Source organism: Actinomadura sp. GTD37 (genome assembly GCF_041951365.1).
In the GTDB taxonomy this organism is placed as follows: Bacteria; Actinomycetota; Actinomycetes; order Streptosporangiales; family Streptosporangiaceae; genus Spirillospora.
In genome coordinates this window covers 2,169,948-2,182,531 of record NZ_JBGNUS010000001.1, presented here as the reverse complement: position 1 = coordinate 2,182,531, position 12,584 = coordinate 2,169,948, and the positions used below count along the sequence as shown (strand labels likewise).

The following is a 12,584-nucleotide window of genomic DNA, read 5'->3' as shown; positions in this document are numbered from 1 at the left end:
TCAGGTCACGGGACCATCCAGCCGAGGACGCCGGTCGACTGGAGGCCGGAGAGCAGGCACATCCCGGCGAGGAACAGCAGGCTCCAGAGGACGACGCGGCGGAAGATGTCGCCCTCGCGCCCGTCCAGGCCCACGGCCGCGGCCGCGATGGCGAGGTTCTGCGGCGACACCATCTTGCCGAGGACGCCGCCGGAGCTGTTGGTCGCCGCCATCAGCACCGTCGAGAGGTCCGCCTTGTTCGCGGCGGTGACCTGAAGGGCGCCGAACAGCGAGTTGGACGAGGTGTCCGACCCGGTGACGGCGGTGCCGAGCCACCCGAGGATGGGCGACAGCAGGGCGAACGCGCCGCCCGCCCCGGCCATCCAGGTGCCGAGCGTGACCGTCTGCCCGGACGCGTTCATCACGAACGCCAGGGCGAGGACGGCCATGACGGTGATGATCGCCCACTTGAGCTGGACGAGGGTCGTCCAGTAGGCGCGCAGGGCCTTGCCGAGGCCGACGCCGAGCACGGCCATGGTGATCAGCCCGGCGACGAGCATCTGCGTGCCGGGCGTGGTCAGGTAGTTGAAGTTGAAGGTGGGCAGGCTGAGCGGCTTGCCGGTCGGGCCGGTGAGGTCGAGGCCGGGCCAGGAGAACGTCCGGGTGGCGCGGTCCAGCTGGTCCTTGACCTGGTCGATCTGGCAGACGACGAAGACCGCGATGATGATCGCGTAGGGCGCGTAGGCGCGGGCGACCTCGGCGCGCGGGTCGCGCTCGCCGCCGGACTCGACGCGCGCGGCGAACTCGGGCGTGGGCTCGTCGGCGGCCCCGCCCGCGACCGGCGCGGGCCGGGCGGGCGCCCGCCGCGGGCGCAGCCGGACGACGAGGACGACGGCGGCGGCCGAGACCAGCGACGCGACGACGTCGGCGAGCGGCACCGAGATGAAGTTCGCGGTGACGTACTGGGCGGCGCCGAACGCGGCGCCGCAGAACAGCGCGGTCGGCCACGTCTCGCGGAAGCCGCGGGCGCCGTCCACGATGTAGACGAGGACGAGCGGGACGAACAGCGCGAGGATCGGGGTCTGCCGCCCGACCATGGCGCCGAGCGTGTCGCTGGACTCGCCGGTGACCTTGCCGAGGGTGAGGATGGGCGTCGCCATCGCGCCGAACGCGACCGGCGCGGTGTTGGCGGTGAGCGCGAGGACGGCGGCCTTGATCGGCTGGAAGCCGAGCGCGATGAGCATGACGGAGGTGACGGCGACGGGCGTGCCGAAGCCCGCGAGGGCCTCCAGCAGCGCGCCGAAGGAGAACGCGATCAGCACGGCCTGGAGCCGCCGGTCGTCGCTGACCTGCGCGAACGACCGGCGCAGGACGTCGAAGTGGCCGGTCGTGACGGTGATGTTGTAGACCCAGAGCGCGTTGATGACGATCCACAGGATCGGGTAGAAGCCGAACGCGGCGCCTTCGGTGCCGGCCAGGAACGCCTGGCCGGCGGGCATGCCGTAGACCCAGATCGCGACGGCGAGGGACACCGCCAGCGCGATCAGGGACGCCACCCACGCGCGCATGCGGACGCCCCCGAGCAGGACGAACAGCACGGCGAGCGGCAGCGCGGCGACGAGCGAACTCCAGCCGAGCGAGTCGGCGACGGGATCGAGGACCTGCTGGTACACGAGATCACCTCGCGGGTAGGGAGCGCCCCCGAGCACGTGACCGATACCCACCTCCGTGACGCAGATCACCTTGATAGTGAACTTTTCAATCAGTCAGGGCGTGTCAGAGCCGCTGGAGCAGTTTCGCCGGGGTGATGGGCAGGTCGCGGACGCGGATCCTGGTCGCGTGGTGGACGGCGTTGCCGATCGCCGCGGCGGCGCCCACGATGCCGATCTCGCCGATGCCCTTGGAGCCCATCGGGTTCAGGTGCGGGTCGGACTCCTCCACCCAGGCCGCGTCGATGCCGCGGACGTCGGCGCAGGCCGGGACGTGGTACTGGGCCAGGTCGCGGTTGAGGTGGTCGCCGAACTCGGCGTCCATGACGCTCTCCTCCATCAGCGCCATGCCGATGCCCATCGTCATCCCGCCGATGAACTGGGAGCGGGCCGTCTTGGGGTTGATGATCCGCCCGGCGGCGAACACGCCGAGCATCCGGCGGACGCGGACCTCGCCGGTGTCGGCGTCCACCTCGACCTCGGCGAACTGCGCGCCGAACGCGTGCCGGGCGTACTCGTCCCGCGCCTTGAGCTCGTCCGTGGTGTCCGCGGACGCCTCCAGCCCCTCGGGAGGGACCTCCCCGTTTCCCGTGTGGGGGGACGACCCCCCACTCCCCCCGGCGACCGCACCGTTCAGCCTGCCCCGCAGGGCCTCGCAGGCGCGGACGACGGCCGTCCCCCAACTCGCCGTCCCGGCGGAGCCGCCCGCGACGGTCGCCTGCGGCAGGGAGCTGTCGCCTATCTCGACGCTGACCCGGCCGAGGTCGGTCTTGAGCGTCTCGGCGGCGATCAGGCCGAGGGCGGTGCGGGCGCCGGTGCCGATGTCGGCGGCGGCGATCCGGACGGTGAACGTCCCGTCCGGCTCGGCGCGTGCCGTCGCCTGGTTGGGCCGCATGTACGCGGGATAGGTGGACGCGGCGACGCCCATGCCGATCATCTTGCGGCCCTCCCAGCGGACGCCCGGCGCGGGGTCCCGCCCCTCCCAGCCGAACCGGTCGGCGCCCTCGCGCAGACACGCAACCAGGTTGCGGGAGCTGAACGGCAGGCCGCTCTCCGGTTCGCGGTCAGTGTCGTTGCGGATGCGCAGCTCGACGGGGTCGACGCCGGCGGCGACGGCCAGCTCGTCCATCGCGGATTCGAGCGCGTACATGCCGGGCGTCTCACCTGGGGCCCGCATCCAGGACGGTGTGGGAACGTCCAGGCGCACCACACGGTGGGACGTATGCCGGTGCGGGGCCTGGTACATGACGCGGGTGGGCGTCGCGGTCTGCTCGGCGAACTCCTTGACGGTGGACGTCTGCTCGAACACCTCGTGCAAGACGGCGTTGAGCCGTCCGTCCTCGCCGGCGCCGAGCCTCATCCGCTGGATCGTCGGCGTCCGGTAGCCGGTCGTGGCGAACATCTGCTGCCTGGGCACGGCGAACTTGACGGGACGTCCCACCGCCCGCGCGGCCATCGCCGCCAGGACGACGCTCGGCCTGGGCGTCCCCTTGGAACCGAACCCGCCGCCGACGTGCGGGGCCACGACGCGCACCCGCGACGGGTCGAGGCCGAAGACTCCGGCGATCGTGGCCTGGACGGGCGACGCGCCCTGGGTGGAGTCGTAGAGCGTCAGGGAGCCGTCGTCGTTCCACTGGGCGAGCGTGGTGTGCGGCTCCATCGGGTTGTTGTGCTCGGCGGGGGTCGTGTAGGTGACGTCCACGCGGACGGCCGAATTCCTGAACGCCTCCTCCGGTTCGCCCTGCTCGGTGTCGGTGGGGAAGGCGGGATTCACCGCGTCCGGCTTGTAGAGGCCGGGATGGTCGGCGCGGAGGAGGACGTCCGGCCGCTCTGCCGCGTACTCGACCCGGACGAGGCGGGCCGCCTCCCGCGCGGTTTCGAGGGTCTCGCCCACCACGGCGGCGACGAACTGGCCGCGGTAGGAGACCGTCCGCGACTGGAACAGGGCCAGTTCACCGTCCGAGGTGTCGCTGAGCCTGGGCGCGTTCTCGCAGGACAGGACGGCGAGCACCCCGGGAAGCCTCAGCGCGGCCTCCGTGTCGACGGACCTGACCTCCCCCTTCGCCACGCTCGCCTGGACGGCCGACGCGTAGGCGACGTTCTCGGCCGGGTACTCGAACGCGTACCGCGCCTGCCCGGTGACCTTGTCGCGGCTCTCCAACCGGTCGGTCATGATTCCCGCACTCCCCCCAGCTCCATCAGCGTCCGGACGATCAGGTTGCGCGCCAGCGGCACCTTGTAGGCGTTGTCCCGCAGCGGCTCCGCGGCCTCCAGTTCGGCCTCGGCCGCGCGCAGGAACGACTCCCCGGCCGCCTCGGCGCCGCGCAGCGCGCCCTCGGCGCGCCAGGCCCGCCACGGCTTGTGCGCGACGCCGCCCAGGGCCAGCCGGACGTCCCGGACCACGCCGTCCTCCACGTCCAGGGCCGCCGCGACGGAGACGAGCGCGAAGGCGAACGACGCGCGTTCCCGGACCTTGCGGTAGCGGGACGGCATGCCCAGTGGAGGGACCTCCACCGCGGTGATGAGGTCCCCCGCCTCAAGCGTGGTGTCGCGTTCAGGCTCGTCGCCGGGCAGCCTGTGCAACTCGTCGATGGGGATGGTCCGCTCCCCCGCGCCCCCCTGGATCCGCACGGTCGCGCCCAGCGCCGCCAACGCCACCGCCATGTCGGACGGATGCGTCGCCACGCACGCCTGCGAATGCCCCAGGATCGCCAGGTTGTGGTGCTCGCCCTCCCTGGCCGGGCATCCGCTTCCCGGGTTCCGCTTGTTGCACGGCTTGGCGGTGTCCTGGAAGTAGGAGCAGCGCGTGCGCTGGAGGAGATTGCCGCCGACCGTCGCCAGGTTGCGGATCTGACCGGACGCACCGGCCAGCACGGCCTGCGCCAGCATGGGATGGCCTTCGCGCACCGAGGGGTCCGCCGCGAGAGCGCTGTTGCTCACCGCCGCGCCGATGACCAGGCCCCCGTCCGGGAGCAGTTCGATCTCGTCGTACGGGAGATGCGCGACGTCCACCAGCCTGGACGGCACTTCCACGCCGAGACGCATCAGGTCCACGAGGTTGGTTCCGCCGCCAAGGTAGACGGCTCCGTCGTTGTGGCGTTCTAGGGCGTCCTCAGCGCTCGTGGCGCGTTCGTATGCGAAGGGCCTCATGCTTCCGCCGCCTCCCTCTTCCGGGCGGCCTGCCGTACAGCGGCCACGATCCCGGCATAGGCACCGCACCGGCACAGGTTGCCGCTCATGCGTTCGCGTATCTCGTCGTCGTCCAGGCTGGGGTCGGACCCCAGGTCGTCGGTCACGGCACTGGGCCAGCCACGTTCGGCCTCGTCCAGCACTCCTGTGGCGGAGCAGAGCTGCCCGGGAGTGCAGTACCCGCATTGGAAGGCGTCCTGCTCGATGAACGCCTCCTGGACGGGGCTCAGCCGTCCGTCCTGGGCGAGCCCCTCGACCGTGACGACGTCGGCGCCGTCATGGGCGACGGCCAGCGCGAGGCATCCGTTCGCGCGGCGGCCGTCGAGCAGGACGGTGCAGGCGCCGCACTGGCCGTGGTCGCAGCCCTTCTTCGAGCCGGTCAACCCGAGGTCCTCCCGCAGGACGTCCAGCAGAGACGCGCGGGTGTCGATCCTCAGCCGGTGCTCCGTGCCGTTCACGACAAGGGCGATGTCGGCGTACTCAGGCGTGTCCATCTCAGGCGTGTCCATGCCTGCGCCCTACCCCGGAGCACCGAGGTGAGTCAGAGGACGCCGACGGCGGCGTCCACGGCGGCGCCCACGTCGCCGTCCGGCGGATACAGCAGCGAGCGTCCGGCCACGAGGCCCTTCACGCCGGGGATCCGCAGCGCGCGCCGCCAGCCGTCCAGCACCGCGTCCGGCTCGCCCGGCCCGCCCGCCCCGCTCTCTACGTCGCCGCCGAGCAGCAGCGCGGGCAGCGTGGTCGCCGCCATCACCCGCTCCATCTCCGGCACGACCGGCAGCTTCAGCCACGTGTACGCCGACGTGACGCCCAGCCCGGACGCGACCGACACCGCCCGGATCATCGCCTCCGGCGTCAGCAGGTTCCGCACGCGGCCCTCGATCCGGTGCGCGACGAACGGCTCCACCACGGCCATCAGCCCGTGCCGGGCCAGCCCCGACACCGCACGGGCGCAGCCCTCCAGCGTGCCCGCCGTCGCCGGGTCGGCGTCGTCGACGCGCAGCAGCATCTTGCCGCCGTCCAGCCGCGCCGCCGCGATCGCGTCCGCGTCGTAGGCGGTGAACCGGTCGTCGATCTCGAACGACGTCCCGGCGAGGCCGCCCCGGTTCATCGACCCGAGCGCGATCCGGTCGTCCAGGACGCCGAGCAGGAGCAGGTCCTCCAGGACGTCGGGGGTGCCGAGGACGCCGTCCACGCCGGGGCGGCCGAGCGCGGTGCAGAGCCGGTCGAGCAGGTCGGCGCGGCCGGCCATGGCCACCGGGTCGCCGCCCGCCCCGAGCGCGCCGCGCGCCGGATGGTCGGCCGCGACGATCATCAGCCGGCCGGGCGGGCCGTCGCGGCGCGTCCGCGCGGCCGCCGCCTCGGCGATCGCGCCGGGCCGCGCGGCCCGCACGTCGGTCAGCTCGCTGATGCGCACTCCGCCGAGTCTGCTGACGCCCGCCACCGGGTGTCAATCAGTCCGAGTCGGAGAGTATTTCGACGACCTGGCGGGCCGTCTCGGTCGGCAGCGGCGCCGGCAGGCCCTTCCACTTGCGGGACGCGGCCACCGCCGCGGCGCCCGCCCCGCCGCCGTACACGGCCGCCGCCACGAACGACGCCAGCTCCGGCGGCAGCTTCTTCTCCAGCAGCAGGACGTTCATCCGGTAGGCGGCGGCCGTCGCGAGCATGCCGAACGCCCCGGCGACCGCGCCCAGCCGCAACGCCGGGACGCGCTGCCGCGCCTTGTCCAGCATCTCCTGCTGCGCGGCGTCGACCACCCGCCGCGCGAGCAGGAGGTTCTGCTCCAGCGGGCCGTCGACCTCCGCGGGTTCGCTCGACTCCGTCATGGCCACCGGTTTACCCGAGGGAGGGCGCGGGAATCCGGAGAGCAAAGTGTCACTGTAGGTAACTTTGCGAATGCTGTAAGTTGCCGAGCGGATCCCGTCCCGTCCCGGAGCCGACTGAGAGGCCGGTCGATGCAACCGTTCGAGCTGCCCGACTTCTACGTGCCGTACCCCGCCCGGCTGAACCCGCATCTGGAGGGCGCCCGGACGCACACCATGGCGTGGGCCCGCGAGATGAAGATGCTCGACGACGACCGCGACCCCGGCACCCCCGACATCTGGGACGAGCCCGCCCTCGCCGCGATGGACTACGCGCTCCTGTGCGCCTACACCCACCCCGACTGCGACGGGCCCGAACTCGACCTCGTCACCGACTGGTACGTCTGGGTGTTCTACTTCGACGACCACTTCCTCGAAGTCTTCAAGAAACCCCGCGACCAGGACGGCGCCCGCGCCTACCTCGACCGGCTGCCGCTGTTCATGTCGCTCGACCCGCCCGAACCGGTGAACGCCGTCGAACGCGGCCTCGCCGACCTGTGGGCGCGGACCGTCCCGGCGAAGTCGGACGCCTGGCGCGAGCGCTTCTCCGTGAGCACCCTGAACCTGCTGCGCGAATCGCTGTGGGAGCTGTCCAACATCAGCGCCGGGCGCCTGCCGAACCCGGTCGAGTACATCGAGATGCGGCGCAAGGTCGGCGGCGCGCCCTGGTCGGCCGACCTGGCCGAGCACGCCGCGGGCGTCGAGCTCCCCGGACGCGTCGTCGGGACGCGTCCGCTGCGCGTCCTCAAGGACACCTTCTCCGACGGCGTCCACCTGCGGAACGACATCTTCTCCTACCAGCGGGAGACCGAGTCCGAGGGCGAGGTGAACAACTGCGTCCTCGTGATGGAGCACTTCCTGAAGGCGGCGCCGCAGGCCGCCGCCGACACGGTCAACGACCTGCTGACCTCGCGGCTCCGGCAGTTCGAGAACACCGCCCTCACCGAACTGCCGCACATCGTCGCCGACCACGGGCTCGACCCGGCCGAGCAGGCCGCCGTGGCCGCCTACGTGAAGGCCCTCCAGGACTGGCAGTCCGGCGGCCACGAATGGCACATGCGCTCCAGCCGCTACATGAACAAGAAGTCGCTCGGGATGTCGGCCGTCCGCATCCCCGCCCTGCTGAAGTCGGCGCGGATCAGCCGCCCGCACATCCCGTTCCAGAAGGTCGGCCCGACGCCGCTGCCCGAGTTCGACATCCCGTACCCGCCGCGCGTGAACCCGCACCGCGACCGCGCCGGCCGCAACACCGTCGCCTGGGCGCGCGAGATGGGCATGTTCTCGCCGCACCCCCGGCTGCCCGTCCCGGTGTGGAGCGCCGAGCTGCTCACCGGGATGGCGCTGGAGATCTGCGCCGCGTCCCTCGACCCGGACGCCGGTCCCGAGGCCCTCGACCTCGCCACCCAGTGGCTGGCCTTCGGCACCTACGGCGACGACTTCTTCCCCGCCGTCTTCAACCGCGACCGCGACATGGCCGGCGCGAAGCTCTTCAACGCCCGCGCCGCCTCCTTCATGCCGCTGGACTGCGGCGCCACACCCCCGCCGGAGAACGCCTTCGAGGCCGCCCTGGCCGACCTGTGGCCCCGCACCGCCCTGCCCATGGACGACGCGGGCCGCCGCGAATTCCGCGCGGCCGTCGAGCACATGGTCGAGAGCTGGCTCTGGGAGCTGAACAACCACCTCCAGTCGCGCGTCCCCGACCCCGTCGACTACATCGAGATGCGCCGGCACACGTTCGGCTCCGAGCTGACGATGAGCCTGTCCCGGATCGAGCACTCGCACGAGATCCCGGCCCCCGTGTTCGAGACCCGCGCCCTCCGCGAGCTCGACGTCTCCGCGATGGACGTCGCCTGCCTGCTGAACGACTGCTTCTCCTACCAGAAGGAGATCGAGTACGAGGGCGAGCTCAACAACGGCGTCCTCGCCATCGAGAACTTCTTCGGCTGCGGCCGCGACGAGGCGCTGCCCATCGTCAACGACCTCATCGCGTCCCGCCGCCACCAGTTCGAGCACCTCGCCGCCACCGAGATCCCCGCGCTGGCCGACGAGTTCGACCTGGACGACACCGCCCGCGCGTCCCTCGTCGCCTACGTCGACGAGCTCCGCGACTGGATGGCGGGCATCCTCAAATGGCACCGCGAATGCGACCGCTACGACGAACGCGCCCCGGTCCTCCGCAAACCCACCGGCATCGGCACCTCGGCGTTCTACCGCTTCACCCGGTCCGGCCCGCGGAACCCGGTCGCGCCCTGACCGCCTCCGCCCGCCCCGGGCACCCGAGACCGGGGCGGGCGGTCAGGGGCCGGGCGGTCAGGGGCCGGCGGGCTCCGGTTCGGGATCGGCGGCCGGACGCGGCGACGGGATCATGAGGGTGTGCCGCTCGTCGGGGGTGAGGCGCCGGAACACGCGCGTCCGGGCCCGTTCGACGAGCACCGCGCCGTCGGTGACGACGTCCCAGACCCGGACCGTCCGGTCGCCGGACGCGGTCGCGACGCGCGCACCGTCCGGCGACCACGCCACGTCCCAGATCTCGTCGTCGTGGACGGCCGCGACCGACAGCTCCCGGCCGGTCGCCGCGTCCCACAGGCGGACGGTCCGGTCGCCGGACGCGGTCGCGAGGACCCGGCCGTCCGGCGACCACGCCACCGACCACAGCCAGCCGTCGTGCCCGGACAGCACCGACACCTCCGTCCCCTCCGCGGCGTTCCACACCCGCACCGCGCGGTCGCCGGAGAGCGCCGCGATGTGCGCGCCGTCCGGCGACCAGGCCACGGCCCGGACGGCGCCCTCCGGCACGGCCAGCTCCGTGACCCGCAGGCCGGTCCGCGCCTCCCAGATCAGGACGGCCCCGTCCTGCGCACCGGAGGCGATCCGCTCGCCGTCGGGCGACCACGACAAGGCGCGCACGGTGTCCTCGTGCCCGCGCAGCACGACGGGCGCGGAGCCGTCCGGCCCCTGCACCCGGATGGTGCGGTCGTCGGATCCGCTCGCCAGCCGGGCGCCGTCCGGCGACCACGCCACGGCCCGCACCCAGTCGCCGTGCTCGGCGAGCACGCTCTCCTGCGCGCCGTCCGCCGCCCAGACCCGCACGGTGCGGTCGCGGGACGCGGTCGCGAGGCGGGCCCCGTCCGGCGACCAGGCCACGTCCCAGATCTCGTCGGCGTGCCCGCGCAGCACCCGCGCGCCGCCGTCCGCCCACACGCGGACGGTGCCGTCGTGCGAGGCCGACGCGATCCCGCCCGCCGACCAGTCGACCGACGACACCGCGCGCTCGTGCCCGCGCAGCACCGCGACCTCGGCGGCGCGCTCGGCGTCCCAGAACCGGACGGTGCGGTCGTTGGAGCCGCTCGCGAGGCGGGCGCCGTCCGGCGACCACGCCACCGCGCGCAGCGCCTCGCCGTGCCCGCGGAACACCGCCAGCTCGGTGCCCTCCGCGGCGGACCACAGCCGGATCGTCCGGTCGTGGGACCCGGAGGCGATCCGCGCGCCGTCCGGCGACCACGCGACGGCCCAGACGATGTCGGCGTGCCCGGTCAGCACCGGTCCGGCCGCACCGGTCGCCACGTCCCACACGCGCACCGTCCGGTCGTAGGAGCCGCTGGCGAGGCGGGCGCCGTCGGGCGACCAGACGGCCGTGCGGACGGTGTCGTCGTGGCCGGCCAGCACGGCGACCGTCCGGCCGTCCGCCGCGTCCCAGACCCGGACGGTGCGGTCGTCGGACGCGCTGGCCAGCCGCGTCCCGTCCGGCGACCACGCCACGTCGCGGACCCACCCGTCGTGGCCGCTCAGCGTCGCCGCGGCGGCGCCGTCCGCCGCGTCCCAGATCCGGACGTCGCCGTCGCGGGACGCGGAGGCGAGCCGGGCGCCGTCCGGCGACCACGCCACGCTCCACACCATGTCGCCGTGGCCGCGCAGCAGCGCGACCCGGGTGCGGGCGGCCACGTCCCACACCCGCACGGTCCGGTCGTTGGACGCGGACGCGAGCCGCAGGCCGTCCGGCGACCAGGCGATGTCGACGACCGGGCCCTCGTGCCCGCGCAGCACCGCGACCTCGCCGCCGGCCGCGTCCCACACGCGGACCGTCCGGTCGCCGGAGGCGGTCGCGAGGAGCGCGCCGTCCGGCGACCACGCCACCGCCCAGACGCGGTCGTCGTGGCCGCGCAGGACGCCGCGCACCCGCGACACCGCGAGCGCCGCCGACAGCGCGCGGCGGGCCAGCGGCGTCGGCGCGCACTCCTCGTGCGCGGCCAGCGCGAGCAGCAGGCTGTGCTCGGGATCGGTGCGGAAGCCGGTGAGCGCCTGCCGGGCGATGGAGTCGGCGAGCCGCTGCATCGCGACGCCGTCCGAGCGGTGCGAGATCTCCACGAACTCGGCGGCCAGCGGCTCGGCGGCGGCGAGCCCGTCGGCCTCGGCGAGCCATTTGCGCGCCGCGGCGAGCCGCTCGCCGCGCAGCAGGTACGCCTCCCGGCGGCCGTAGCGGTCCCATTCGGCGGCCCACTGCGCCAGGTCGGCGAGGCGGCGCAGCGACTCGGCGTGCAGCGCGATCGTCTGCCGCAGCGGCGCCCAGGCGGAGAACAGCGCCTCGTGCGAGACGTCGAACACCGCCTCCTCGCCGTCCCGGCCGCTGGTGCACAGCCGTTCGCGGACGAACGCGTCCACGACCACGCGGCCCGCGCCGTCCAGCTCGCTCGCGGGCACCCGCCGCCGCGTCGGCCGCCCGCCGGTGAACTTGACGAACCTGAGCAGCGTCTCCAGGACGGGCGGCGCCGGCTCGCGCGCCTCCAGCTCGCGCAGCAGCCGGTCGGCGCGGCGGGTGAGCGCGCCGTCGACGCCTCCGGTGCGGCGGTAGTCCTCGGCGGTGATGGTGCCGTCCCGGCCGACGTGCAGGTACAGCTCGTGCAGCAGGTAGGCGAGCAGCGGCAGCGCCGTCCCGTCCCCGGTGTCGTCGGCCATCTGCGCGACCAGCTCCGGCGGCTCGAACGCGATGCCCGCGCGTGCCGCCGGTTCCCGGACGACCGTCCTGAGCGCGGCCCGGTCGAGCGCCGTGACCGCGAACGGATGCCGGAACATGCCGGCGAACCCGCCGCTCAGGAACTCGGTGAGGAACTCGGCCCGGAACACGAACACGACCCACAGCTTGGGGTCGGCGTCCAGCGCGTCCCGGAGCATGGCGAGGAAGGCGTCGCGCTCGCCGGCGGACGTGAGCGTCAGCAGCTCCTCGGCCTGGTCGACGGTGATCAGCACCGAGCGGTTCCGCCGTCCGCGCCGCAGCGCGTCGATCCGCCGCCCGAGCGCGGCGGGGTCGTCCCGCAGCTCCGCCGCGATCCGCGCGGCGTCGCCCTCGCCCTGGGCGTCGGCGAGGGCGTAGGCGAGGCAGCCGAACGGATCGTCCTCCGGCGCCATGGGCGGCACGACGACCCAGCGCCGCTGCTGGTGGAGGCGCGGCAGCAGCCCGGCGTACAGCAGCGACGACTTCCCGACCCCGGACGGCCCGGTCACCGCGATCGACCGCGGCTCGCAGCCCGGCCGGAGCCGCTCGATCAGCTCCTGGAGCTCCTCGTCGCGGCCGAAGAAGACCCCGTCGTCCTCTTCGGCGAAGGCGTCCAGGCCCGGGTACGGCGACCGGTCGGGCATCCACACGGGCCGCGCCAGGCTCCGCCGCTCCTGCCCCTTCTCCCAGGCGAGGACGAGGGGGATCAGCAGCATGCACAGGATGATGACGGGCAGCGCCCACGCCTGGACGACATGGGTCGTCTGCGGCGAAACCTGCAACGCCAGCCCGAGAAGCGCCACCAGCAGGATCATCAGATACCCGGGGAACACCGGCCCCTGCCGACGACGCATG

Annotated in this window: 8 protein-coding genes; 1 reads left to right on the top strand and 7 read right to left on the bottom strand. The window is 73.6% G+C overall.

Annotated features, from left to right (window positions below):
- Positions 1–5: 5 nt before the first annotated feature.
- The 6 genes from ACA511_RS10505 to ACA511_RS10480 form a co-directional block, all read right to left on the bottom strand.
- Complete coding sequence (locus tag ACA511_RS10505; protein ID WP_375023903.1) at positions 6–1,652, bottom strand: L-lactate permease; 1,647 nt, start codon at positions 1,650–1,652, stop codon at positions 6–8.
- Between the two features lie 103 nt (positions 1,653–1,755).
- On the bottom strand, positions 1,756–3,861 hold the full coding sequence (locus tag ACA511_RS10500) for a xanthine dehydrogenase family protein molybdopterin-binding subunit (RefSeq protein ID WP_375023902.1): 2,106 nt from the start codon (positions 3,859–3,861) through the stop codon (positions 1,756–1,758).
- Positions 3,858–4,838 (bottom strand): FAD binding domain-containing protein, encoded by a 981-nt coding sequence (locus ACA511_RS10495; RefSeq protein ID WP_375023901.1) that lies wholly within the window; start codon positions 4,836–4,838, stop codon positions 3,858–3,860. The genes ACA511_RS10500 and ACA511_RS10495 overlap by 4 nt, the downstream gene beginning before the upstream one ends.
- Entirely contained in the window at positions 4,835–5,371 is a 537-nt protein-coding gene (locus tag ACA511_RS10490) for a 2Fe-2S iron-sulfur cluster-binding protein (protein ID WP_375023900.1), read from the bottom strand. Before ACA511_RS10490 ends, ACA511_RS10495 begins: the two co-directional genes overlap by 4 nt.
- A 47-nt stretch (positions 5,372–5,418) precedes the next feature.
- Positions 5,419–6,294, bottom strand: coding sequence for an aldolase (locus tag ACA511_RS10485; RefSeq protein WP_375023899.1), 876 nt, complete (start codon positions 6,292–6,294; stop codon positions 5,419–5,421).
- Between the two features lie 37 nt (positions 6,295–6,331).
- Positions 6,332–6,703, bottom strand: a complete 372-nt coding sequence (locus tag ACA511_RS10480) for a phage holin family protein (RefSeq protein WP_375023898.1) — start codon at positions 6,701–6,703, stop codon at positions 6,332–6,334.
- A 129-nt stretch (positions 6,704–6,832) separates the two neighbouring features.
- On the opposite strand from ACA511_RS10480, the gene ACA511_RS10475 reads away from it, so the two are divergent.
- Positions 6,833–8,992: a germacradienol/geosmin synthase gene (locus ACA511_RS10475; protein WP_375023897.1), complete on the top strand. Its 2,160-nt coding sequence runs from the start codon at positions 6,833–6,835 to the stop codon at positions 8,990–8,992.
- A 57-nt stretch (positions 8,993–9,049) separates the two neighbouring features.
- Here the strand turns inward: ACA511_RS10475 and ACA511_RS10470 are convergent, their stop codons facing one another.
- The gene (locus tag ACA511_RS10470; RefSeq protein WP_375023896.1) at positions 9,050–12,583 is read right to left on the bottom strand and encodes an AAA family ATPase; all 3,534 of its coding nucleotides are present in this window, start codon (positions 12,581–12,583) and stop codon (positions 9,050–9,052) included.
- Position 12,584 lies beyond the last annotated feature (1 nt).